This window comes from Shewanella khirikhana (genome assembly GCF_003957745.1).
Lineage (GTDB): Bacteria > Pseudomonadota > Gammaproteobacteria > Enterobacterales > Shewanellaceae > Shewanella > Shewanella khirikhana.
On record NZ_CP020373.1, the window covers coordinates 2,245,981 to 2,271,456 of the forward strand.

The 25,476-nt window shown below is 58.1% G+C and carries 20 protein-coding genes; 14 read left to right on the forward strand and 6 right to left on the reverse strand.

The genetic code is table 11. From position 1 onward, the window contains the following. Positions 1 to 59 precede the first annotated feature (59 nt). Entirely contained in the window at positions 60 to 959 is a 900-nt protein-coding gene (mak, locus tag STH12_RS09845; protein ID WP_126167378.1) for a fructokinase, read from the reverse strand. Between the two features lie 27 nt (positions 960 to 986). After that, positions 987 to 1,778, reverse strand: coding sequence for a 3'(2'),5'-bisphosphate nucleotidase CysQ (gene cysQ, locus STH12_RS09850; protein ID WP_126167379.1), 792 nt, complete (start codon positions 1,776 to 1,778; stop codon positions 987 to 989). A 277-nt stretch (positions 1,779 to 2,055) separates the two neighbouring features. Between cysQ and STH12_RS09855 the strand changes: the two genes are divergently transcribed. Then, positions 2,056 to 3,609, forward strand: coding sequence for a capsule assembly Wzi family protein (locus STH12_RS09855; protein WP_126167380.1), 1,554 nt, complete (start codon positions 2,056 to 2,058; stop codon positions 3,607 to 3,609). Positions 3,610 to 3,678: 69 nt separating this feature from the next. On the opposite strand, the gene STH12_RS09860 is transcribed toward STH12_RS09855, so the two are convergent. The 4 genes from STH12_RS09860 to STH12_RS09875 are packed head-to-tail and all read right to left on the reverse strand — an operon-like array spanning position 3,679 to position 10,281. Then, positions 3,679 to 4,431, reverse strand: a complete 753-nt coding sequence (locus STH12_RS09860) for a phosphatase (RefSeq protein WP_126167381.1) — start codon at positions 4,429 to 4,431, stop codon at positions 3,679 to 3,681. A gap of 12 nt (positions 4,432 to 4,443) precedes the next feature. Then, entirely contained in the window at positions 4,444 to 5,973 is a 1,530-nt protein-coding gene (locus tag STH12_RS09865; RefSeq protein ID WP_126167382.1) for a sigma-54-dependent transcriptional regulator, read from the reverse strand. 16 nt (positions 5,974 to 5,989) lie between these two features. Continuing rightward, positions 5,990 to 9,337: a PAS domain S-box protein gene (locus STH12_RS09870; RefSeq protein WP_126167383.1), complete on the reverse strand. Its 3,348-nt coding sequence runs from the start codon at positions 9,335 to 9,337 to the stop codon at positions 5,990 to 5,992. A 2-nt stretch (positions 9,338 to 9,339) separates the two neighbouring features. Then, on the reverse strand, positions 9,340 to 10,281 hold the full coding sequence (locus STH12_RS09875; RefSeq protein ID WP_164551178.1) for a phosphate/phosphite/phosphonate ABC transporter substrate-binding protein: 942 nt from the start codon (positions 10,279 to 10,281) through the stop codon (positions 9,340 to 9,342). Between the two features lie 249 nt (positions 10,282 to 10,530). On the opposite strand from STH12_RS09875, the gene STH12_RS09880 reads away from it, so the two are divergent. From STH12_RS09880 to STH12_RS09940, 13 genes are all read left to right on the forward strand, one after another. Next, complete coding sequence (locus tag STH12_RS09880; protein ID WP_126167385.1) at positions 10,531 to 11,799, forward strand: PP2C family protein-serine/threonine phosphatase; 1,269 nt, start codon at positions 10,531 to 10,533, stop codon at positions 11,797 to 11,799. Next, positions 11,780 to 12,172, forward strand: a complete 393-nt coding sequence (locus STH12_RS09885; RefSeq protein WP_126167386.1) for an ATP-binding protein — start codon at positions 11,780 to 11,782, stop codon at positions 12,170 to 12,172. The genes STH12_RS09880 and STH12_RS09885 overlap by 20 nt, the downstream gene beginning before the upstream one ends. A gap of 184 nt (positions 12,173 to 12,356) precedes the next feature. Then, complete coding sequence (locus STH12_RS09890) at positions 12,357 to 12,701, forward strand: STAS domain-containing protein (protein ID WP_126167387.1); 345 nt, start codon at positions 12,357 to 12,359, stop codon at positions 12,699 to 12,701. 86 nt (positions 12,702 to 12,787) lie between these two features. Further along, a complete protein-coding gene (locus STH12_RS09895) occupies positions 12,788 to 14,161 on the forward strand; it encodes a polysaccharide biosynthesis/export family protein (protein ID WP_237158822.1) in 1,374 nt (457 codons plus the stop codon). 9 nt (positions 14,162 to 14,170) lie between these two features. After that, entirely contained in the window at positions 14,171 to 15,586 is a 1,416-nt protein-coding gene (locus STH12_RS09900) for a GumC domain-containing protein (protein WP_126167388.1), read from the forward strand. Continuing rightward, complete coding sequence (locus STH12_RS09905) at positions 15,541 to 16,833, forward strand: O-antigen ligase domain-containing protein (protein WP_126167389.1); 1,293 nt, start codon at positions 15,541 to 15,543, stop codon at positions 16,831 to 16,833. Before STH12_RS09900 ends, STH12_RS09905 begins: the two co-directional genes overlap by 46 nt. A gap of 113 nt (positions 16,834 to 16,946) precedes the next feature. Then, positions 16,947 to 18,446, forward strand: a complete 1,500-nt coding sequence (locus STH12_RS09910) for an oligosaccharide flippase family protein (RefSeq protein ID WP_126167390.1) — start codon at positions 16,947 to 16,949, stop codon at positions 18,444 to 18,446. Then, positions 18,409 to 19,449 carry a glycosyltransferase family 2 protein gene (locus STH12_RS09915; RefSeq protein WP_126167391.1) on the forward strand — a complete coding sequence of 347 codons (1,041 nt, stop codon included), beginning with the start codon at positions 18,409 to 18,411 and terminating at the stop codon, positions 19,447 to 19,449. Before STH12_RS09910 ends, STH12_RS09915 begins: the two co-directional genes overlap by 38 nt. A 247-nt stretch (positions 19,450 to 19,696) precedes the next feature. Beyond that, positions 19,697 to 21,658 carry a WecB/TagA/CpsF family glycosyltransferase gene (locus STH12_RS09920; RefSeq protein WP_126167392.1) on the forward strand — a complete coding sequence of 654 codons (1,962 nt, stop codon included), beginning with the start codon at positions 19,697 to 19,699 and terminating at the stop codon, positions 21,656 to 21,658. Positions 21,659 to 21,668: 10 nt separating this feature from the next. After that, a complete protein-coding gene (locus STH12_RS09925; protein WP_126167393.1) occupies positions 21,669 to 23,195 on the forward strand; it encodes a sugar phosphate nucleotidyltransferase in 1,527 nt (508 codons plus the stop codon). Between the two features lie 11 nt (positions 23,196 to 23,206). After that, positions 23,207 to 23,602, forward strand: coding sequence for an adenylyltransferase/cytidyltransferase family protein (locus STH12_RS09930; RefSeq protein ID WP_126167394.1), 396 nt, complete (start codon positions 23,207 to 23,209; stop codon positions 23,600 to 23,602). Between the two features lie 38 nt (positions 23,603 to 23,640). Beyond that, the gene (locus STH12_RS09935) at positions 23,641 to 24,879 is read left to right on the forward strand and encodes a CDP-glycerol glycerophosphotransferase family protein (RefSeq protein ID WP_126167395.1); all 1,239 of its coding nucleotides are present in this window, start codon (positions 23,641 to 23,643) and stop codon (positions 24,877 to 24,879) included. A gap of 35 nt (positions 24,880 to 24,914) precedes the next feature. Continuing rightward, positions 24,915 to 25,466: a copper resistance protein NlpE gene (locus tag STH12_RS09940; protein ID WP_126167396.1), complete on the forward strand. Its 552-nt coding sequence runs from the start codon at positions 24,915 to 24,917 to the stop codon at positions 25,464 to 25,466. Positions 25,467 to 25,476 lie beyond the last annotated feature (10 nt).

Consider the following 25,476-nt stretch of genomic DNA (forward strand, 5'->3'; position numbering starts at 1 on the left):
TATCAAAAACGTAACGCCCGCATCAGTCGATGCGGACACAGACTTGGCTTCGGTTAGGTTCAGCGCTTTTCCCACAACCAGGCGGCGCCACGCACGCCGGATGAGCAGCCGTAGAGGTTTTGGACCACAGGGGTGCGACACTCGCCGCCCAGCACATACTTGGGCAGAATTTCCGGCAAACGGCTGTAAATCGCCTGCACATTGGACATGCCGCCGCCAAGCACAATGGCGTCCGGGTCCAGGATGTTGATCACATGGGCAAAGGCGCGCGCCAGGCGGTCAAGATAACGATCGAACGCCTCATTGGCGAGCTTGTCACCGGCATCCACCAGCGCCATGATATCAACGCCGGTGTCAGCACTGCCGCCATGGGCCTTGTAATCGCGCACAAAGCCGGTGCCTGAAACGAAGGTTTCGATGCAATCTTTGTTGCCACAGAAGCACTGGGTAGAGTTGAACTCGTCAGCACGCATCCAGGGCAGAGGGTTGTGTCCCCACTCGCCACCGATGCCATTGCCGCCGCCATGTACCCGGCCATGGAGCGCCAGACCGGCGCCGCAGCCGGTGCCGAGAATCGCACCAAACACCACGCCCTTGCCGGCCGCAGCGCCATCCACGGCTTCGGACACTGCAAAACAGTTGGCATCGTTGGCAACCCGGACTTCACGGCCCAGGATTTTGCCAAGGTCACGGTCAAGCGGATGGCCATTGATCCAGGTGGAGTTGGCGTTTTTCACAAGCCCTGTATAAGGGGAAATCACCCCGGGGATCCCAATCCCCAGCGTTCCTTCACAGCCCACGGCGGCCTCGGCTTCATTCACCAAGGTCACTATGGCGTTCAGGGTTCCCTGATACTCCCTTGGCGTTGCAATTCGCTTGCGAAACAGTTCACTGCCATCTTCACCCAATGCCACCAGTTCAATCTTGGTGCCACCGAGATCCACCCCCATTCGCATCATCTGCTTTCTCCACCTCAGCCTTGGCTGTTAATTGCTGTCCCACCCCGGCGCAGTTGCCATAAACCAGGGATTGAGGATATCTGCTTTGCTGTTGTAATCCAGTGGCCGTTTGTCGCCAAACACCACCACCTTGCCCCCGGCGCTTTCCAGCACCGCCTGTGCTGCCGCCGTGTCCCACTCACTGGTGGGCCCCAAACGGGGGTACAAATCCGCCCGCCCCTCGGCGAGCATACAAAATTTAAGCGAACTGCCAACGCTGAGCAGTTCATGGTCGCCAAGCTCGGCCAAATACCCGGCCATCTCGGCAGACTGATGTGAACGGCTGCCAACCACAATGGGCGATATGCGCTTGGTCGCAGCCCCCGTCAGCGGCTCAGTATCACCTTCGCGCTCAAGCCAGGCGCCAACGCCTTTTGCGCCCAGATAGCAGCTGTCCAGTACCGGCGCATACACTACGCCTGCCACGGCAATGCCGTCACGGATAAGGGCAATGTTAACGGTAAACTCGCCATTGCGTTTGATGAATTCCTTGGTGCCATCCAGCGGGTCAATCAGAAAATACTCCTGCCAGTGACGGCGGGTTTCCCAATCGATAACCTCTTCTTCAGAAAGCACTGGGGTGGCAGGAAATGCGTGAGTCAGCTCATCCACAATCACTCTGTGGCTGGCAAGATCCGCCGCTGTAACCGGGCTGTCATCGCTTTTTTGGGTGACAGCCACCTGCCCTTCGCCATACACGGTCATAATGGCGTCACCGGCCTTGCGGGCAATCTGCCCCAGGGTCACCAGTGTCTGCTTATCCAATGCCACCAATGTCATACATCCTCCTGCATTTTGTGGCCCATTGTCGTTGGGCTGGGCAAAAACGGCAATTATGCCACTGCCAAAGCGCAGGAAATAATAACAAATTCGTTAAATTCAGTGCCAAAGATACTAAGGCAGCACCGGATTTCAGAAAAGAGCCGCTAACAGCTGTGCATTCGTATTCACAAGCCAGACAGAACAAGGCGGTTGTGATTGCCATTGGCTGGCCCCGCCGTAGAATGCGGTTTTTTATCCGGTTTTCACTCGCTTAATTCAGCCTGGCAGTTTCTCCATGACCCAACTCAATCGCCGTTTTGTTGCTCGCTCTTTTTTCTCGCGCTCCCTTTTCTCTGCCCCCTTTGCCGTCCGAGCAAACCCGGTACGGCCGCTTCGCGCTTTTGCGCTGGTTTGCGCTGCGCTGCCTGGTCTGGCGCTTGCCGACTGGTGGATTTCACCGGATGACCTGGCGCTCAGGGCCGATATTCAGCGTCTGGCCGACAGCGGCATAATAACCGCCCCGGTACTCACCTATCCGCTGATGTGGTCAGCTGTTGAAAAAGACCTGCGGGCTGCCGATCCGGTCAGCCTCAGCAATGCCAATCGTGATGCACTTTTCAGGGTTCAGGCCGCCCTAGCCAAGGCCAAGCCTGCTGTGAGCATGGAGGGTAAATTCGGTCTTGCCAGCGATGAGCGCCGTTTTCGCGGCTTTGGAGATACCCAGCTTGATAAAGCCTCGGCCACTGCCACGCTGCAGGCACAAAACGATTGGGGCATAGTGCAACTTGCCGGCAGCTGGCACGAGAGCACAGAGGAAGGCAATCAGGCCCGCCTAGATGACAGTTTTGGCGCCCTGCGCCTTGGCAATTGGGTGCTGGCGGCTGGCAGCATCCCCAGGTATTGGGGCCCGGGCTGGGACACTGGCCTTATCCAAACCACCAACGCCCGCCCCATGCCCGGCATCAGCCTGACCCGGGACAATTCAGCAGCCATTGACCTGCCGCTGCTCGAATGGCTCGGCCCCTGGACCTTTACCACCGCATTCAGTCAAATGGAGAGCGAGCGACACGTACCCGATGCGCGCCACTGGGCAGCGCGCGCCACTATCAAGCCCTTGTCCAATCTGGAACTGGGCGCCTCCTGGGCCATGCAATGGGGCGGCGAAGGTTATGGAAATAGCCTCAAGGACTGGTGGAATGGCCTGTTCAACGGCGGCAAAAGCGAGAGTGAAGTCGAGAACGGTCAGGAAAATATGCTGGCTGGTTACGATTTTCGCTATTCAGCCAACCTGTTCGGCACGCCTGTGGGCCTCTATTACGAGCGTATCCACGAAGACTTTCATCATGGAAAAAAACAGCTTATCAACGCATCCAACCTCGGCGGTGTGGACCTGTATCTTGATGGCTTGAACACCCTGGTATTTGTGGAGTATTCAGACACCAAGGCCGCCTGCAGCCCCGACCCAAACTATTACAACTGCATGTATGAGCACGGGTTTTATCGCTCAGGCTATCGCTACTACGGCCGAAGCCTTGGCAGCAGCTACGATAACGACACCGAAGCGCTGGTGCTGGGCGCCGTGACCCATTTAGCCGGCGGCGAGAAACTCATCACCAAGGCTCGCTGGCTAAGGCTCAATGTGGATGGCACTGACACCGGCGCCCCCGGTGGCAATCCGCAGTCTCCCGGTCGCTATGAGCGGGTTTATCAGCTGGAAAGCCAGTATCGAATGCCCTTTGAAGGTGGCGAGCTGTTGCTGGAAGCCTCACTCGCCTACAGCGAGTACCCCGCGGTAAACGGCAACGACTGGAGCCCGTTCGCAGCGGTGCGTTACGAACGGCGCTTTTAACATCAACCTGGAGTTTACCTGCTGATGACTAAAGGCCTTTTAAAAACGATGTAAAACAAAGCGCCTCATTCATGCAGCACTGAAATGGTCGATGAGCGAGTCGAGGGTTTGATGGCCTCGCTGCTGTAAAAAGCGCAGCAGCGCCATCGGCGAGCGGTTGAGCAGTCGCTCCCTTGGATAGCCCGCGCCATCGACTATCGCAAGGGCGTTATCAAAGCCGCCCAAATCAAAGGCAACATGGGAGTCGGAGCCCATCACCAATTGGGCGTCCAGTTTGGCGGCCATATGGGCAATGGCCAGGCAATTTTCTTCGCTGCCCTTGCGCGATGCGGTAAAGGAGGAGTTATTGATTTCCAGCGCCACGTTGCAGGCCTTGGCGGCTGCGACTACGGCCTCGATATCAATGGGATATGCCGGATTGCCCGGGTGGGTGATGATGTCCACCAGCCCCGACTCCATGGTGGCTATCATGGCTTTGGTGTGGGTCAGTTTATCGCTTGGTGCAAACACAGGCTCATGAAAGCCTGCCTGCACCAAATCCAGCTCCGACAAATACTCGCCGAAATAATCGATTTCGCCCTTTACATTCATGACGTTGGCTTCGATACCCCGTAGAATTCCCACCCCATCCCACACCCTGGGCAACACCCGTAAATTCACAAAATGCCAAAAGTGCGGCGCATCCTTCATCGCCGGGCCATGATCTGTGGTGGCAAAGAGCGTAATGCCCTTCTGTTTGGCCACCGCCAGATAATCGTGAATGGTGCTGTAGGCGTGGGTTGAAGCCACCGTGTGGCTGTGGGTATCGACCGGGAACTGCATCTTTTCTCCGTCTCAGGCCTGCTGGGCTTCCTCCCATGCCTGACGCTTGCGATAAATGGTAGAGGCACTGATATCCAAAAGCGCGGCGGCCTTGGGAATATTGCCTTCACAGGCTTCAATGGCCTGCTCAATAATCTCTTTTTCAGCGAGCCACAGCGGCTTGATCCCGTCTGCTGACTCGCCAGAACCCATGTGGGCATGAGTGTGACTGCCACTGTGACTGCCAAATGAGTCATCGCTAGTGGGCGACTGTGTCCCATAGCCGTGAGCGTCAGGCGGCATATTGTCGTCAGGCTCGCGCCAGTGCTCCTTGTCCTGAACATGCCTCGGCTCTGCGGCAGCCACGAGAGCCACCAATCTTGGTTTGTCATGACCGCCACGGACAAACTCCGGCAGCATGGGCTCGGTCAGTGTATCACCCTGATTGAGCACCACCATCTGACGCATCACATTTTGCAATTGCCGTACATTGCCAGGCCAGGCATAAGAGCTTAGCAGCCGCAGACAATCGGCCGACATACTCTTAAACGCCTTCCCCTCTTCACGGCTGTATTCTTTCAGCAGCTTTTTGGCCAGCAGCTGCACATCTTTGCCACGGGAGCGCAGCGGCGGCAGCTCCACCGGGATCACGTAGAGCCGATAATACAAGTCTTCCCGAAACCGCCCGGCCTTAACCTCCTGCCAGGGATGGCGGTTGGTCGCCGCCACAAAACGCACATCCACGGTTTCTTCTTTGCCGCCGCCCACCGGGGTATAAACGCCGGTTTGAATAAATCTGAGCAGCTTGGCCTGCAAATCCAAATCCATCTCGCAGATTTCATCCAAAAACAAGGTGCCGCCATGGGCCCGGCCAGCGGCGCCCTGACGCCCACTGGTGGCACCGGTAAAGGCGCCTTTCACGTGGCCGAATATCTCGCTTTCCATCAGTTCCCGCGGAATGGAGGCGCAGTTAAGGGCAATAAAAGGCCCCTCCTTACGCCTGCCAAGGCTGTGAATGGCCTGGGCACAGACCTCTTTGCCGGTACCGCTCTCGCCGGTAATAAACACCGATGCCTTGCTGTCGGCAACATTCTCCAGGGTACGATACACCGCCTGCATCGCCAGAGACTCGCCGATAAAACCGCAAAAATTGGCGGTGGGCAGACTTTTTTCATAGCGGCTTACCAGTTGCTGCAATTCCCTCTGTTTCAAGGCATTGCGCACGGTAATCCCAAGGCGTTTGGCATCGAAAGGTTTCACCAAAAAATCGAATGCACCCAGACGCATGGCATCCACAGCGATGTCGATGGTGCCGTGGGCCGTCATCATAATAACGGTCACCGATGGGCAATCGGCAGCGACCCGCTCCAGAATATCCATCCCCGACATATCCGGCAGCTTGATATCGAGAAACAGTAAGTCGGGTTTTTCACGTTCAAGCTCAGCCAGCGCGTCTTCACCAAAATGCACATGGGTAACCCGCCCACCTTCGGCGCGCAGGTATTCACTGTAAAGCGCCCCAAGTGACTGACTGTCCTCAACCAGTAAGGCATTGAAACTCATTGAATACCTCCTTGACTTACTTAAACCGTGCCGCCATGGCATCGAAGGTGTGCGCGGCAAGCGTGCGGATTTCATCCATCAGCGGGCGGATCCCCTCCGGCTTGCCACTGCGGGCCTTTTCTTCCAGAACCCGTGCCCGCTCATACAAGGTTTGGGCCCCAAAGGAGCCTGAACTGCTTTTTAACGTGTGGGCCTCATCTTCGAGGCGGCGAAGGTCGCCCTCTTGCCAGCGCTGCTCCATGGTTTCAAGCCGGGCCTCGGTCTCCTGCCAGAAAACCTGCACCATGCTGGCAACACTCTGATGGCCAAGGGCGTCTTCAAGCTCGGTTATCACTTTTTCATTCAAAAGCGTGCTCAGGTCGATATCGGGTTCCATGACGTCAACCGCCGCCTCAGTCGGCAGCCAACCCGCCAGCCGTTTAAGCAGCTCATCACGGCTGATGGGTTTGGGGATCACATCCTTCATCCCGGCTTCAATACAGGCGTCCAGCTCTTCTTTGAACACGTTGGCGGTCATCGCCAGAATGGTGTAATCGGGGCGCACAGCCAGTATCTCTTTGCTGGCCTGCAGGCCATCTTTAATGGGCATACGCACATCCATCAGGATAAGATCGTAGCAGCCATCGAGCGCCATGGCGCAGGCTTCCTGGCCATTGTTGGCCACATCCACCCGCATTCCCTCCCGCTCCAGCAGGCTGCGGGCCACCAGCTGATTGGCCGGGCTGTCTTCTGCCAACAGCACTGTCTTGCCGTCCAGGTGGCTGAAGTCTGGCTTGATAAGTTTACTGCCGGCATCTTCATCGGGCATGGTGGAAATCAGTTCCAGCAACATGGCGCGGCTCAGTGGTTTATTCACCTGATGCTTGATACCAAGCGCATCGAGCATGGATTGCACCTCCGGCCGCACCCCGGCCACCAGTGCCACCATGTTGCCATCTTCGAACAGGTAGCCTTCGCGCAGCAGCCGACATTGGCGCGCATCCAGGCTCATCAGGCAGGAATCATCAATCATGATCAGCATAAAGCGGCCGCTGACCCGGGCGATGTCCTGAAAATCAGTGACATTGCCAATCCAGACACATTCCACCCCATACTGGGCATATTGCTTTTTGATAAGGCTGGCCACCTCTTCTACCGGATACAGCAGCAGTACCCTTGGGTGCTCCGGCAAATGCCAGAAATGAATGGTTTCTTCTTCCGAAATTGCCAGGGTTGCATGGCCGCTGAAGCAGGTGCCGACGCCCGGGGTGCTTTCCACCTCAATGCCGCCGTCCATCATCTTCAATAGCTCGGCACAAATGGCAAGACCGAGGCCACTGCCCTTGTAACTGGTGTTGCTGCCGTCATGCACCTGAGAGAATTCGCTGAAGAGTTTCTTTTGGGCCCGCCGCGACATGCCAATACCCTGATCCTGCACCCGAAAACACAGCTGTACCCGCTCCTGATGATTGTCCGGGATCCACATTTGCACCGACACAGTGCCGCGGCTGGAAAACTTGATGGCGTTGTCCACCAGATTGTGCAACACCTGGCGCAGACGCTGACCATCACCAATCAGATGCTGGGGCACATTGCGGTTAATAAAGCTGGCGAGCTGAATGCCCTTTTCCTGCGCCTTGGGCGCCAGAATTTGCAGCACCTGCGCCACCAGCTTGTCAGGCTCGAAACTGCGCTGCTCCAGCACCATTTGCCCGGCTTCGATTTTGGAAAAATCCAGAATATCGTTGATGGTGGACAGCAGCGCAGTGCCCGCTTCCCGCGCTGTGTTGGCGTACAGCCGCTGCTCCTTGCCAAGGCCGGATTCCAGCAGCAAGGTCACGCTGCCAAGCACCGCATTCAAAGGCGAGCGGATTTCATGGCTCATGGTGGCAAGGAAGCGGGACTTGGCCTTGCTGCCCGCCTCGGCCTGAATTTTGGCAGCCTTAAGCTCATTTTCGCGTTGTTTACGCTCAGAGATATCCCGCAAAAAAGAAGCAAACAGCATCTCATCATCGAGCTTCACCGGGATCACCGTCAGCTCCACCGGCAGTACGCTGCCATCTTTGCGACAGGCCGACAGCTCCACCTGCCGATTCAGCACCGGCCCTTCACCGGTCGCCTTAAAGTGCTCAAGCCCGGCCCTGTGGCCCGCCTGATATTCAAGGGGAATAATCAGCTCTTCCAGCAGTTCGCCAAGGGCCTCTTCACGGCGGTAACCAAACATCTGGGTGGCAGCATCGTTAAACTCCTGCACCCTTCCCGCCATATCTATGGTCACGAAGGCATCGCGGCTGGCATCGAGGGTAGCCACCAAAATCGACTCATTGCGTTTGATTTCAGCCTCGTGGCGCTTCTCTTCCGACAAATCTTCAATCAAACCAAGAAACAGCCGCTCACCGGCCATTTCTATCAAACTGACATGCAGCTCAATGGGAAATTCCTCACCATTTTTACGCCGGGCCACTACCTCGCGCCCCGAACCCAGCACCCTGGCATCGCCTTCGGCAAGAAAACGGTCGAGATAAGACTGGTGCTGCCTGGCAATGTCCGCCGGCATCAACACGGCCACGTTTGCACCAATCAGCTCACTGGCATCATAGCCGAACAGACGGCTGACGGCGGGATTCACCTCTTTAAGCACGCCCTGGGTATCCATCAGCACATAGCCATCGGTGGCGGTTTCCAAAATGGCAGCCAGGCGGGTGTTGGCCTCCTCCAGAGCCGAGGTGCGCTGCTCTACCCGCTGCACCATCTCGTTGAACGCCTGCGCCGTACGGGCAATCTCGTCATTGCCGCGCACCGGCAGGGGCACATGGGGGTCGCCGCTTAGCAGACCGGCGCTGGCATCCCTGAGCTGCAGCAGGTTGCGGCTCAGCAAATAACCAAGCCCCCAGGAAAACAGCGCCACCAGCACCATTTCGAGCGCCGCAATGGATAAAATCCGCAGCGACGCGTCCTTGATAAAGGAGGTCAATGCCAGGGTATCGAGGCCAATTTCCACCTTACCGAAGTGATAGCCCGACTCGGTAATGGGCGCCTCAACCGCCACCAGATCGTGCCTTGCCGCCTCATCATCATGGGCTTCCTGGTGGCCGGTTAAATCACCGCGGGACACCAGTACCCGCTCGTCGCCATAAATTTCGACGTAACGCACCTGGGTTTCGCGGGCCACTTCATCTACCAGGGCTTCGAGGGTCGACAGATCTGTGCTCAGTACCGCATCCTTTGCCGCTGCCGCCAGCAACACCGCCGTACTTTGGGCGCGCTTGAGGATTTCGGCCTCATTGGACTTTCGCAGGTAATCGACGCTGGTATACACCAGCAGGAGCAGCAGCACCCCTTCAATCAGGGCGATGCCAAGGATGGTTTTCAGCCGAAAGGACATGACTAGAGCCCTGGCGTGTCAGCGGGGAAATTAACGGCAGCGTCGGCGCCGGTTTGCGGCAGCTCGCCAAGCTTCAGGGCGCGGATATCATCCCAGTCGCTGTCCTTGGCCCGCTTTAGCGCACCAAATCCGAGTGCCGACAACATGGCCTTGCCTTCATCATCGCCGCTCAAGGCTTCAAAAGCGCTGATAAGTTTTAGCGAAGCGGCATCAGTCACCGATGGCAGCGCCGCAAACGCGTGTGGCGTGTGTCCCGGGGTTTGCCACAGAATGCGCAGCTTGTCCTGCACCTCAGGCGCCTGAGCTTTAAGCGTGCGCATCACGCCGCCGCCCACGGCAAAAAAACCTCTGGATACCGCCAGATACACAGAGTCGTGGGAGCCTACGTAGCGATAATTGGCCTCAATGCCCATTTGCGTAAGGGTTGCGCGGGGCAACACGCTGGCTGCAAAGGCCGCAGGCGCCGGCAGCGCAAGTTCCAGCCCGTTAATCTCATCAAGGGAAGCGATGGGAGACTCCTTTGCCACCACCAAAATGCCCTTCAGGCGCTTGTCGGCCTCTTTGACCAGGGCGCGGTAACCCACCTTGTCGTGAAATACCACGTAGTGAAAGGGATTCATGTAGGCCACATCGTATTCGCCCGCAGCCAAACGCCGCTCAAACTCCGGAATATCCGGGGCAGTGGCGAATCTCAGTCGAATACCAGTGTCTTTGGACAGCCTTGCCAGCAGCGGTGCCCATAGCCTTGCCAGGGTGCTGGCTGACTGCTGCGGCACTATGCCAAACACAAGCTCGCCAGGCAGTGCAGGCTCCGTTGGGGCAGTAGCCTCAGCCGCCAGCCCCATAGCGGCCCAACCGAGGCATAACGCAAGCAGCAGGCCGTGCTTTGCGCTTAACAAGCGTCTTGCCAGCCTGTGCATACTGTCGCGGATCCCTGTGCTCATTCTTACCCCCATTCGCCCTGCCAGCGCCTTGGATTGACTATGGTAGACGCCGTTGCATTTTGCAAAAAACCGCACGGCATTCCGCACATTTCTTACGAAAGGAGCGCGCTAATCTTCTGATAGAAAACACAATATCCACACTGGCATGGCCTTCGCTTAACCCTGAAAGCGTCGAGGCCACCGCAGCAAAACGGGCAACCTCAGGCGCCTGGCAATCGGGAACAGCTACGACATGAGGGAGCAAACAGCATGGGGATGACAATCAACGCCGCCCATACCGCCGTCGGCATCAAGGTGCTGCTGGTGGAAGACACCGCCAGCGAACGCTTTTATATTGCCGAGTTGCTGCATCAGCAGGGCTTTGAAGTGATAGAGAGCGCATCGGCAGAAGAGGCGCTCGAGCGGCTGAACGAGCATCATATTGACCTGGTGGTAAGCGACTGGCGCATGCCCGGCATGTCAGGGCCAGAACTTTGCCACATCATAAAATCGCGCCCCCAACCACCCTATGTGCTGATGCTGACCGCCAATGCCGATACCGGCTTTCTTATTCAGGGCATTGAATCTGGCGCCGATGACTACCTGCCCAAACCCTTTGCACCGGCGGTACTGAGGGTGCGGCTGCTGGCAGCGGTGCGGCTGATTGAGCTCAATCAAGCCCTGGCGAGGCAAAATGCGGCGCTGGAGCGCGCCATTACCGAGGTGTCTGCTGCCAATCAACAGCTGCAGGCCGACTTGCACCAGGCCGCGCTGTTGCAGCAATCACTGCTGCCGGCACCAATGGAAGATATCAACGGCTGGCATTGCCTGAGCCGCTTTGCCAGCGCCAACATGCTGGCGGGGGACTTGTTCAATATCATCCGTCTCGATGAGCAAAACCTTGGCTTTTACCTGATTGATGTTGCCGGGCACGGCAGCGCCGCCGCGATGCAGGCATTTTCATTGGCGATGATGCTCTCGCCCTGTCGCTGTGACTGGCACAAACAAACGCCCGCGGGGCTGATGTCGATGCTCAATCAGGGCTTTGTTGACCCTGGCGAACAGGGCCAGTACGCCACCGCACTGATTGGCAAACTGAATACCCAAAACGGCCAGCTGAGCCTTGCCAGCGCGGGCCATCCGGCACCTATCCTGCTGCGCAGGAACAGTCAGGGCGAAGACGGCGACCAGGTCATCGACACGGCTTTGGCAGCGGCAGGCTTTCCGCTTGGGATTATGGATGCCAGCCAATACCCCAACATTGAACTTCAGCTTAATGGCGGCGATCGTTTGCTGCTGTTTTCCGACGGCGCCTACGAGAGTCTGCACGCCAACCATGGCCGCTTTGGTCATGGCAGACTGGTACGCCTCGCCCACTCAGGCGCGCAGCTCAGTCACAGCGCCCTGATTTCACACCTTTACCATGCCATTCACCTGTGGCAAGGGGGCGTGTTTCAGGATGATGTATCGCTGATGCTGCTGTGCGCCCCGGCGCAATCCAACCCCGACGGGAGGTCCCATGAACAGTCTGCAGCTTAATCTCAACCAACATCTTTGGGAGCAAAATCAGTTGTTTTTGGAACTGGAGCAATTCTTGTTGCAAAACAATGTGCATCCCAAACAGCGCTTCAAACTCATCACCTGCGTGCTCGAGGCGGTCGGCAATGTACTGCACCATGGCAAAAGCCCACTGGATAAGGTGATCCTGATTATCCATTGCAGCCACGACTGCCTGACGGTGGATTTACTCGACCCATCTGTGTCCCCCGAGCTCGACATGCCGAGCCACTGCCCCGAGCGGGACGGCGAAAACGGCCGCGGCCTGTGGATCCTCTACAACTGGATGGACAAGGTGAACTTTCAGCATGCCATCAGCGGCACCCACCTGCGCCTCAGTCTACTGAGGCACTGATGCCACCACACACGCCGGGGCCTCCCGGCGTGTTGCATTTTGCAAAAGCAAAACGCAAATCCCAATAAAACACGCCATACAAAATCCATATCCCCATGTTATTTAAGCATTAAATTTTTGGCACAACTCCTGCTCAGGCTAAGAGGTCTTTGATAACCGGGGCAAGCCCCTCCAGGAGCACACCATGAAATTCAGTCCACTGCCCGGCGGCCACGCCAGCCTTATCACACTGCCAAGCGAAATGGTCATGGCGCAAACCCCCACCCACAGAACGGCGCTGCTCAAGCATATGGATGCCGGTGCCACCAGCCTGGTACTGGATTTAACCCAGGTGCGCTACATGGACTCCAGCGGCCTGTCGGTGCTGGTCAGCGTATACAAACGCGCTAAAGAACTTTCAGGTGATGTGGTGCTGCTTGGCCCCACCGATGGGGTACGGGCGCTGATTGAGCTGACCCGGCTGCATCAGATTTTCGATATTTATGAAGACCGTCAGGCGGCTATCCGCTACGTCAGTACAGAGCACTGACCAAAGCGTTAACCGGTGCCGGCATGCCGCTTGTCGGCAAATGCAGCAGCAACCAATAAAGCCGCCAGTAGCAGGGAGACAGCGCCATGAAAGCAGCAACCCAGCAAGTTAAAACCGCCATCAAAGGTCATGCCCCAATGGCTGCCAAGCCAGGGCGCTGCTTCCTGTGGGCCAATCTCTGCGCGCTGCGATTGAGCCTCTGCACGCTGCGACTTACGCTCAGTACTCTGCGATTGAGCCTTTGCTCTCTGTTGGCAGCCAGCTGTTTGCTGACGGCCTGCACCACGCCTTCCCTTAGTCATAGAGGCTGCAATCCGAACGAGTGTCACTTTTATGGCCCTGCCACCCCCTATGTTCGCACCGTGGCGGCAACGCCGGGCGGCTTGGATCACACGAACAGCGTCACCCACCCAAGCGCGGAACAGCTTGACGGCACAACAGCTTCCAGTGCGGCAACTGCCGAGGCTGGGCAGCAGGACTTAACCGCTGGTCTATCCAATCCCCGCTTTTCCGTGGGGGACCGGCTGTCGGTGATGGTGCTCAATGGCCCTGAGTTCAGCGATGAAGTGGAAATCAATGCCGACGGCTTTGTGTACCTTAACTTTTTGCCCCCCATCAGTGCCGCCGGACGCCATCTGCAACAGCTTGAGCGCGCCATCCACCACGCCATTGTGGATGAGCAACTGATGCTGCCAACAGCCGTACGGGTCAGCGTTCGCCCTGTTAGCTGGGCACCGATTGAAGTGCTGGTGTCCGGCGCCGTGTTTGAGCCGGGGCAGCACCTGATTAACCAAAGGCCTGAGCGGATGGATCCCGGCGAGTCGCAAAGCGGCGACTTGGGGGAAAAGCGCACCATAGCTGCCGCCCTTCGCGCCAGCGGTGGCATTCGCCCCGATGCCAACCCCAGCCGTATCCTGCTGACACGCGGCAATGCACAAGTCGAGCTCGATCTCAGTGGCACCTTAAGCGGCGAAAGGGTGCCGGAGTGGCTGCTGCAGGCAGGCGATCGTATCCATGTCCCCAGCAGCAAACAGTTTGATGAAACCCTGGTGCGACCATCGCAAATCACCGTGCCCGGCATTCGGGTGTTTATCTCCAACCTTACTCAGCCTGCCAGCAGCAACAGCCAATCTGCGGTAGACAGAGAAGCGACCCGCTTCCCCTACGGCACCCGCCTGCTGGCCGGCGCCATTGCCGCCAACTGCGTCGGCGGCGCCCAAACCAGCAATGCCAGTCGTCAGGTACTGCTGGTGACCCAAAACCCGCTCACCGACCAAACCGAGGTGGTCGAGCGCTCCCTGGACGGGCTGCTCAAAGAAGCCTGGCGGCCGGAGATGAATCCTGTGCTGCTGCCCGGTGATGGCATTGCCTGTTATGACTCCTCGGTCACCAATATGCGCGAACTGGCACGCACCTTCAGCGATCTGCTGCTGCCACTCACCCTGGCCGGACTGCTGTAGGAGGCAACCATGAAACGCTCTCAGCCCCACGCGCGGCAACTTCTGTGGCTAAAACGGGCCGCAGTGGAAGGCTCCCGCCTCACCCCGGCGGCGCGCCGCAAACTCTACTTCAAAACCGGCTTTTACAGCCTGGCGCTGATCTGGTGTCTGGTTGCACTGCTGATGTGGCTCACCCCCGCCAAGTACGTCAGCCGCTGGACCCTGATTTTGCCCGGCAGCGGCGCAGGCGCGATGGTGAGTCTCGACAGCCTCGGTCAGGCGAGCGCCTCCACCAGCTCCCCGTATCTGTCATCAGCTATCGACCCAAGGGAAAACTACAAGGCCATTGTGCTCTCAGACCCGGTATTAATGCTGGCGGCCGAGCAGCTAAAGGAGTCGGTAGGCGCCTTTGGCAAACCCAAACTCAAGCTGCCCAGCCAAACCGGACTGATGGAGTTTGCCAGTGTCGGCGCCACGCCGCAGCTTGCCAACGCCAGGGCCTGGGCACTGTATCAAAGCCTGCAGCAAACACTGTCGACCCTGAGGCTGGATGAGATTGCCCAGCGCGAAGCCGGTGTGCGTCAGGGGCTCGATGGTTTTGCCGCCAAGGTCAGTGAAAGCCAGCAGCGGATTTTGATGTATCAGTCCGAGCGCGGTCTGGTGTCGCTCGATCAATTCAAAGAGCTGGCGCTGACCACCGAAAGGTTGCGCCAAAGCCGCACCGGCATTGAGTCTCAGGTGCGTGGTCTCGATGCCAGTCTGGCGACCCTTGAGCGCCATCTGGGGCTGGATGTCTCTGAGGCCGCCGCCCTGCTCAAACTTAAAAACGATCAGCTGTTTCAGGCACTCTTGATGTCAGACACCCGTCTTGGTGCCAGCCTGACCGAACTTGGCGGCCGCCTTGGGCCACGCCATCCACAAATGCAAACTCTCAGCGCCGAAGCTGCCAGCGTCCGCCAGGGGCTGAAACGCCGCTGCACCGAACTGCTTGGCCACTGCGATGTGTCGCGGATGCTGATGCTCTCGGCGGACGATATGGATGGCCGCGCGCAGCTGATGCAGCAGCTGATAAGCCTCGCCACCGAGGCAGACGGCAAACGCCGGGAGCTTGAGACCTTAAGTACCGAGATAAGCGCGTGGGAAACCCGCCTCGAAGCCAGCAAGAAAGACGCCGCCAGGCTTGAAGATTTAAACCGCGAGCATCAGCTGGCCACCGCCGTATTCACCTCGGCCGCCGCCAGAATGGATGTAGGCAAGGCCGACATTTACGCCGCCTACCCCATGCTGCAACTGATGGCTGCGCCACAAATGCCCAAACAACCCGATCCCGTGGGGCCGCTGCTGATTTTGGTTGGCGGCATCGCGGCCTCTATCAGCATCATTGCCGGACTGAGCCTGTTATGGATCCGCAAACCCATATTGCACAAACTGCTGATGAGCGCCTGATTTATCGGGCCATCAGCCTCACCTTTGTCGTTTGGCTGCTGGGCGGTCTGTACCTGCTGGCGCCTGTGCTCGGCTGGGTGCTGCTGGCCCGCCTCGTGCGGCGCAAGCTCAGCCAGCCAAAGCATGACAAGCCGCTGAGCTGGCCGCTGTATGCCTGGGCGCTGGCCATGGTGGTCATGCTGCTGGCGCTGGTGATAGGCCACCTCACCATGGAGCTTGGCACTGCCAAACTGATTAAATCTTCCATCGGCTGGGCCAAGGGCTGGGCCCTGATGGCACTGTTTATGTTGGCCGCAGCGCTGCCGGTGCGCCCGGAAGTGATTTTTCGCGCCTGCTGCCTGGTGTGCAAACAGGCAGTGCTGTTAATGCCACTGTTTGTTCTGGCGTGGCTGCTGCATCTGCCGCAAACCCTGTGGGTCTCCCCCACCCAGCTGATTGGTGGCCCGGGGCCGGAGTTTTTCAGCGTCAGTCTCTATGAAATCGACCCAGGCAGCCACACCCCGCGCTGGCGCCTGTTTACCCCCTGGGCCCCCGCCCTTGGGCTGATGGGGAATCTGTACTTCATCTGTGCACTGGAAGAGAAGCACACAGGCTATCGCCGCTGGGGCTTGGCCGGCAGCATCCTGATGATCCTCTTGTCCCAATCCCGGCTCGCCATCGCCTGCGTGCTGCTGGTTATCGGCCTCAGGCTGCTGCTGGCAAGCTTCCGCCATCCCTGGGTCTATCTGCTTGCCGCCCCCGGCATGATGCTGGCGGGCTGCGTCGGCGGCGTCATCATCGAGCGGGCCGAGGCGGGTATGCAGGCGGTCAAGGCCGCCCGCGCAGGCTCGACCCGGGTCAGGCAGGCCCTCGGGGATATTGCACTTGAGCGTTGGTGGAACGAAGCCATCGTTTGGGGTCACGGCATAGTGGAGCGCGGCCCGCACATGGTGGAGTACATGCCCATCGGCTCCCACCACACCTGGTACGGACTCTTGTTTGTCAAAGGCCTGGCAGGCGCCATCGCCCTTGGATTTGCATTTGGCGCCAGCTTTTTGCACCTGCTGCCCCATGTCAGCCGCTTGTCATCGGCAAGGCTTGGACTGTCATTGCTGCTGATGCTGTTTCTGTACACCTTCGGCGAGAACCTCGAGATCCTCTCCTACCTCTTCTGGCCTGCGCTGATGCTGATTGGCAGAGCGCATATCGACTGTGGCAAAGCCATTCGCAAAATGCAAAACGCCCGAGTCACCTCTGAAAGCAAATAAAAATAATCAATGAATAACAGATGGTTAAAAATATTTTCTGACTGGCACGATTCCTGATTAGTCAGTGTGAATCAAGGTTTTCAGGATAAGCAAACAGCCAAAGGAGCACCGCGATGCCAACACGCCAAAGGGCCCGCGCTAATGCGTCAGCCAGTGCCAGTGCCACAGCCAGAGCCAGAGCCAGAGCCAGCGCCACAGTATATAACCGCGCTCAGTCGGCTGACCATACTGCCAACAACCGGGCGGGCTCAGGTGCGGTCAGTGCCATGCTGGGCGGTATGATGTGGCTTGGCAGCGCCCAGGTATTGGGCCGCTGTGTGCGGCTGCTTGGCAGTATCTTGCTTGCCCGCATGCTCACCCCAGAAGTGTTCGGTCAGGCCGCCATCATACTCACCAGCTTTGAGCTGATAGCGACCCTTATCCGCCGTATTTCCAGTGCCAGACTGATACCCATGGACGATACCGACCTTGGCCGCCACCTGCGGGCGGCCATTGTGCTCAATCGTCTGGCCTGCGTACTCGCCTTCGTTGCCATGAGCTTACTCAGCCTCCCCGTCGCCTTGTATTTTCAGGACTCTTCTTTGCCGGGGCCGATGATACTCATGGCAACAAGCTACTTGTTAATGCCACTTGGCATGCTCCACGCCGCCCTCAACCAAAGAGCCAACCGGATGCGGGTGCTCGGCAGCGCCCTGCTGTGGCAGACCATTGCCGATGGCCTGATGACCATAGCCCTGGCGCTGATGGGGCTGGGTCTGTGGGCAATCATAGTTCCCAAGGTACTGTCCACCCTGGTGTGGGCCGCCATCCACCGCCGCAACAGCCAGTTGCCAACGGCCTTGGCTTCAACGGGCAGGATTTCAACAGCCAGGGCTTCAACACAGCCTGGCATCAGCAGCCTGTGGGAGTCCGGCCTGCAAACCGGCCTTGCCGATTTTGTCGGCGCCCTTCGTACGAGCCTGGATGCGCTGCTGGTGGGGGCTTTTCTGGGTCTGCCTGCGCTCGGGGTGTACTTTTTTGCCAGCAATGCCGCCCTTGGGATCACCATGGGCATCATTCAGAGTTTTGGTACCGCCTTTTACAGCCGACTTTGCAGCCAAAAACCTCAGGAGCGGGTGAGCTTCGTCGGCGGACTGATGACGGTGTCCCTGCTCACCAGCCCTTTGATTGCGCTGCAGTGCCTGCTTGCCCCCTGGTATGTGCCACTGCTGTATGGCAGCCACTGGGTGGATGCCGGTGCCCTGCCGATTTTTGTGCTGCTGTGCCTGTCGGGCCTGTGCCGGCCTCTTGGCGAAGCGGCAAGCCAACTGCTGCTCTCCCGCGGTCTGACCCGGGAAAACTTGCTGATGAATCTGTTATTCAGCGCCTTTTTGTTTGCCGGGCTTGTGCTGGCGGTGCAGTTTTCTCTGCTGGCGGTGGCAGCCACAGTGCTCAGTATTTATGGCCTTGGCATGCCATTGATGGCGCTCTACGCCAGCCGCCGCTGCCGTGAGCAAAGCGGTACGCAGCAGTGCCGACAACTCACACACTTTGCCAATTCATCCCCATCATCTGACCCCAGCGAGGAGGTACACCATGACCCCCAGAGTCTCAGTCGTAATGCCCGTGTATAACGTGCAAGCCTTTGTAAAAGAGGCCATTCAGTCGGTACTGGATCAAAGCTTTCTTCACTGGGAGCTCATCATAGTCAACGACTGCTCCACCGATCGCAGCCTGCTGCTGTGCCAGACATTTCGCGATCATCGTATTCGCATCGTAAACCATCCCCACAACAAGGGACTGGCGGCCGCGCGCAATACCGGCGTGCGCCATGCCATAGGTCGCTATGTGGCGTTTCTGGACTCGGACGATCGCTGGCACCCAGACAAATTGCGGCTGCATATCAACCATTTGGATGCAAACCCTGCGGTGGGGATCAGCTTCAGCCGCTCGAGTTTTATCGATTATCTGGGCCAGCCCATCCATTGCTATCAGATGCCACAGCTGACCAATATCACTCCGGCGCACCTGCTTTGCCGTAACCCGGTGGGCAACGGCTCGGCGCCGGTTTTAAGGCGGGAAACCTTAACGGACATTCGATTTCAGGCGCTCAATCACCGCGAAGACTATTCCTGCTACTTCGATGAGAATTTCCGCCAGTCGGAGGATATCGAATGCTGGCTGCGGATCCTCGCCACCACCAGTTGGAAAATGGAAGGGATCCCCGAGCCGCTGACCTTCTATCGCCTCAACCATGGTGGTTTGTCGGCCAATCTGCTCAAGCAGCTGGAAAGCTGGGAAAAAATGGTCGAAAAAGCCCGCCGGTTTGCGCCCAAACTGCTGAAACGTCATGAGCGCCATGCCAGAGGTTATCAGCTGCGTTATCTGGCGCGCCAGGCTATCCGCCTGGGGGATGGCGCCATGGCGGTGAAGCTGTGTAATAAGGCGCTGGTCACCGCCCCCGGCATCCTCACCCATGAAACCGGCCGCACCCTGTGCACAGTGGCGGCCGCCTATCTGCAATGGCTGTTGCCCACCAGCCTGTATTCCCAGTGCGAACGCCTCGGCCAGGCGCTGGTTGGCTGGCAGCAGCAGCGGCGGATCCGTGCCGATGGGGTCCAAAGCTCGCTGCTTTAAGGCTGATAGATATCAGGCTGTCGGCACTGCTGGCCAGCTGATATCCCATCAAGACCTGGCCTTAAAGCAACGAGCCAGCGCACGGTTTCGTCTTTCGCACGCCCGTATCCTGGGCGTTTTTCATTTTGCAAGCCGCATCGCAAATTGCACTCCCGCTGCAGCCAAAAACATAAGCAACTGAATATAAAGACAATAAAATATGGCATGCCATGTGCTATCTCCCCTATGACACTAGGGAGGACATACCATGGCCGCAAGAACACCCCTGACTATCCCCAGCAGACCCAAAGCGCTGTGCCGTATCATCGATGGGCTGCTGGCTATCACAGTGCTGGCGCTGATTTTCCTGCCGCTGCTTTTGCTTTGCAGTTATCGGTTACTCAAAGGTGAGCAGGCACTGGAACGCATTCATTTGATAGGTGCCAATTACCGGCCTATGTCGGTACTGCGGGTTCGCGGCGAGGGTCTGCTGCCAGCCATGAGTGAGCTGCTGTGGGTGCCTTGCGGCGGACTTGCCCTCCTCGGCGGCCCCTTGCAGTACCAGGGAATGCGCTATGGTCAATATCGCGCCTGGCCCGGGGTTATCGCCCTTGAGGATGTGCTGCGGCGCATGGGGCTTGGCTATCAGGACGACAGCACTGAGCTGAAACGGCTTCACGCCAGCGCCACCGCCTACCTGATGGGCCTTGGCCGGGCGCTTTTGTGCCTGCTGCTGGTTCCTCGGGTTCATCCGGGCATGCGGCGGGTGTCGCTGTTTGGCATTGGGATAGACAACCTGTCGATGCCAGGCCTTATCAGCCAGATTGCCATCAAAGCCGGCGCCAGAGTCAAATCCAATGACAGACTTACCGACAAAGCCAGGGCCACAGACAAGCCAGAGCACTACGCCTTTATCAATACCGATTGCCTCAACATTGCCGCCAAAGACACAGAGTACCGTGCTTTATTGGGCAATTGCGATGGCGTGTTTGCCGACGGCATGGGCGTGCGTCTTGCCTGCCATCTCACCGGCCAGGGTCTGCGGGACAATCTCAACGGCACCGACCTGTTCCCGCTGCTGTGCCAGCGCCTTGCACAGGAAGGATTGGGCCTCTTTCTCCTTGGCGGCGCCCCCGGGGTTGCCGATGCGGCGGCGAAAAAGATGCAGCAGCAATATCCTTCTCTGACCATCAGCGGCGTGCACCACGGCTTTGTGGGATCCGATGACTGGCCGAAAGTTATTGAGCAAATCAATCAAAGCGGCGCCGCTGTGCTTTTGGTCGGCATGGGCGCACCGCTACAGGAGCGCTGGATAGCCAGTTTCGCCAAACAGCTCAACGTGGGCGTTGCCCTGGGTGTGGGCGGTTTGTTCGACTTTTACTCGGGCCGTATTCCAAGAGCCCCCCAATGGCTGCGCCAGCTTGGTTTTGAATGGGTATGGCGCTTGATGCAGGAGCCTGCGCGGATGTGGCGCCGCTATCTGATTGGCAATCCGCTGTTTTTACTGCGGGTGCTGGCCGAGCGCCGCCGTTTGCAGCAAGCCCCCAAACCACAAACCCCGCTGCCCCAGTTTGACTGGCAGGCAGGCAAAGTCCAAAGCCCTCGCCCCCATCAACTGCGCCTGCTTTGTGGCCGCATTGGCAAACGCAGCCTGGATATCCTTGTCAGCAGTCTGGCGCTGTTACTGCTTACCCCGATGTTTTTACTGGTGACGCTGGCTATCCGCCTCGAAAGCCCAGGGGCGGTACTCTACAGCCAAACCCGCGCCGGTGCGGGCAATCGTCCCTTCACCATGTGGAAGTTTCGCTCCATGTATTTGGATGCTGAAGCCAGGCTCGCCGCGCTGCAAAGCGATAACGAGATGAGCGGCGGCGTGCTGTTCAAGATGCGCCGCGATCCACGTATTACCCTGGTGGGCCGCTTTATCCGCAAGGCCTCCATTGATGAGCTGCCTCAGCTTTGGAATGTGCTCAAAGGCGATATGTCGCTGGTGGGCCCCCGTCCGGCGCTACCAAGGGAAGTCGAGCAGTACCCCGCCAATGCCCGCCAGCGCCTGGCGGTCAAGCCAGGGATCACCTGTATCTGGCAGGTATCCGGCCGCTCGGATATCCCCTTCGACACCCAGGTTGAGCTGGATCTGGAGTACATCCACACCCAGAGCCTGTGGGCCGATGTGTGCCTGCTGGCCAAAACCATTCCGGCGGTGCTGACAGCCCGCGGCGCTTACTGAGGAGCCGATTATGGAAGCCATTGTTTTTGCCAATCGCCATGGCCGGGAACTCAAGCCCCTGCACGAGCACTACTGCCCTGCACTGCTGCCCGTGGCCAATCGGGCACTGCTTGAGTACACCCTTGACGACTTGAAAGAGGCAGGAATTCATAAGGTAAGGTTGATAGTAGGGCCGATGGCGGATGCCATTGAGGCGCTTATCGGCGATGGCAAACGCTGGGATTTACAGGTGAGCTATTTCTTGTCCCACCCACAGGAGTCCCCCGCCAGATTGCTGCCACGACTGGGGCTTGATGACAACAGCCAGTATCTGTTTGTGCGCGGCGATATCCTGAGAAGTCCCTGCATCAAAGGCTATATGGCCTTCGCCCATCGCCTGGGCGCGGAGCGGCTCATCCCAAGGCTCGACCGCCGCTCGCCCGGGCTTTGGTGTGGCCAGCCCAGTCCACTGGCGCTGACCCAGCTTGCCTGGCCGTTGAAAATGCCGCGACCAGACAGCAACAGCATCGTGGAAGTGCTGCACGGCCATTGCAGCCACTTTGAAGACTTAAGCGCCTTGATGGACACCAGTCGCCTGCTCGCCATGGGCCGATTTACCGGCCTTAGTCCCAGAGGCGCCCGCCGCCCATCGGGCAATGCATCTTTCCCCTTTTATGTTGGCGCCCACAGCCGGGTGCCAGGGCTGCACTTTCAGCAGGGTTTTGGGATTATCGGCGATGACTGTTCGCTGGATACCAGCGTGCGTCTGGAAGGTATCAATGTGCTCGGTGACAGGGTGATTGCTGCCCGGGATGTGGTCATCAACGACAGCCTGATCCTGGCCGACTCAGCCCTTGGCAAGGGCTTGTATCTTAAAAACAAAATTGTCTCCCGTGGCCTGCTTATCGACCCAGTGAGTGGCGGCGCCATTGACGTATTCGACCCGGCTCTGCTGGGGGATAGTCGCCGCGTCCGGCAGGAAAAAGTATCGCTTCAAAGCACCCTAACGGGCCTTGCCCTGCTGGGCCTGCTGCCACTGTGGCCGCTGGCAGCGCTGACGGCGCGGGCGTTGCAGCTAAGCTTGCCTGCACCGCTGTCCGGCATCTCACAACTGCTGCGGGGAGCAACCACCCTGTTTGGTCCCGCGAATGTTTCCCTGTCTGCGCTGGCATCATCCAGCCCTGGGGGCGAGGCGGCGTCTATCAAGCTGCCCCGCCAAACCGGTTCAAAATACCAGCCGGTGCAAAAGCCCGGCCTCTTCGGCCCGCTGCAACTTGGCCTGCTGGCGGATGCGCCGGCAGAAGAGCAACTGCTGGTCAATCAGGAATTCGCCGCGCTTACCGGACTTGGGCGGGCGAAACGCCTGTGGCAGTGGCTGTATCAGCACCTGAAAGCATCGCTAAACCCGGCGCATAAAGCCCGAGAGGCAGAGATGTCAGCCCTGTTGGAACCTGAACCCCTTGCCGCAGATATCCAGTTTGCCCATACAGGCCAGTGCCGGCAGCCGCTCAAGGCCGCCAATGACAGCCATCTGCATTCAGGCCACAAAGCCCAATAAGGAGCCTCATCATGACTACCATCATTACCTACGGCACCTACGATTTGTTCCATTACGGCCATGTACGCCTGTTTGCCCGTCTGGCAGCGCTGGGAGACCGGCTGATTGTTGGTGTCTCCACCGACGAGTTCAATGCCATCAAGGGTAAGGCGGCGTTTTTCAGCTATCAGCAGCGGGCAGAAATTGTTGCCGCCTGCCGTTTTGTCTCGCTGGTGATTCCCGAAACCCACTGGGATCAAAAAGTCCGGGATATCAGTGGCTATGGCGTGGATGTATTTGCCATGGGCGATGACTGGCAGGGCAAGTTCGACCATCTCTCGGCCCTGTGCAGAGTGCTGTACCTGCCCCGCACCGAATATGTATCCACCACAGAGATCCGCGCCAGCTTGGGGGCGCCTCATCTGTGAGTTGAAATCGATACGCAAAAGGATACGGGAGGCTGGATATGGCGGGTTTCGGGCTAAAAACACTGACTTTTTATGGCGCCAGACTGCTTTGCAAGCTGCTTTACGGCTTAAGTGGCTTGTTCCCAAGGCAAGCGGGTAAAGTGTGTGTGGGCGCATACCAAAATCGTTTTACCGATAACAGTAAGTACCTGTATTTGCACCTGTCGACACTACCGCAGCTCAAGGTTATCTGGGTAACCGGTGACAGCGAACTGGCAGCAAGGTTAAACGAACAGGGCCTTAATGCCGCTGAGCGCTGGTCACTTAAAGGGATCTGGCATGCGCTGACCGCAGGCACTTACGTGTACAGCGCCTATGTTGGCGATATTAATCAATGGCTTGGGAAAGGTGCTCGCAGGATGAATCTGTGGCACGGCTCGCCGATGAAAGCGATTGAGTTTGATATAACCACAGGCCCCATGGCCGAGCGTTTTCAGCCCCCATATGGGCTGTTGAAACGGCTCAAGTACCATCAGGAATACTTAAGGCCAGATCTGATGTTGGCGCCAAGCGAGCCGGTAAGAGCATGCTTTGCCTCGGCATTCAGGCTGGCAGAAAGTGACATAAAGCTCGCAGCTTACCCAAGAAGTGCCTTTTATCAACGCTATCCAGCGGCCAAACCAGCACGGCCTGCCAGCTGGCGCCCAAGGCTGATTCTCTACGCGCCCTCCTGGCGCGATGGCGGCACAAAACAAGGGCTGGACACGCTGCTGCCAGCAGCAACGCTTGCCCCTATGCTTGAGCGATTGAATGCCACACTGCTGCTGCGGTTACACCCCAACGATGTAAAAAAAGGCATCAAACTGCCGTCGCACCCGCAAATAGTGGATATCAGCAGCCGGGAAGATGTGTACGATTTACTGCCAGAGCTATCCTTGCTTATCAGCGATTATTCATCGCTTTACATCGATGCACTGCTGTTTGACGTGCCGCTGGCGTTTTATCGGTTCGATGAAGCCGAATACATGCAGTGTTGCCGCAACGCCTATCATTTCGCCGATGCGCTGGAGCCCCCCGGCCCCGTGGTGCGCACCCCAGATGAGCTGATTGCGCTGCTGCAGCAACAGGACTGCCTCACCAAAGCCGGCTCGGCCGAGCTGCGCCACCGCCACAGGCAGCTCTATTGGCAAGAGCCACTGGCTGACCCCTTTGCGATTATCGAAACTGAACTTGGGCTGACTACAGCGGAAAATCAACCTGAGGTCGGTTGCAGCCACCCCAGCGATAGCTTAAGCTGAACCCTTGAAATAAACACTGTTATCAAGGTGTTAAGATGAAAGCGTTTAAACAGACACTGTGGATTGCCCTCCTGCCACTGGCGCTTGGCGCTTGCTCAGAGCCTTCAGCGACAAAAGAGCCTTCAGCTCAAGAGGAGCCCTCAGCGCAAGAGCAGCCTTCAGCGCAAACGCAGTCTGCACCTCAACAGCAGCAAAACACTCAACCTGCGGTATCGAGCGAGACACCAAACAGCGCAGAAGCCCTGCCCGTTGGTGACAGCAGCCGCACCTCGCTGGATTGGAATGGCAGCTATGAAGGCGTGGTTCCCTGCGCCAGCTGTGAAGGCATCAACACCCGCCTGGTGCTCAATAGTGATGGTACTTATCTGCTCGAGACTCAGTATCTGGGTGAGCAAGAAGCCGGAGCCGAGCCCAAGGTATTTGAAGAGCGTGGCAGTTTCAGCTGGAACGCCAGCGGCGGCGCTATCCAACTTGAAAGCGGCGCCTGGTATCAGGTAGGAGAAAATCAGCTGTTTATGCTGGACCGTGACGGTAAGCGCATCACGGGCGCCCTTGCTGACCACTATCGCCTCGGCAAACAGCTGTAACGCTGTGGCC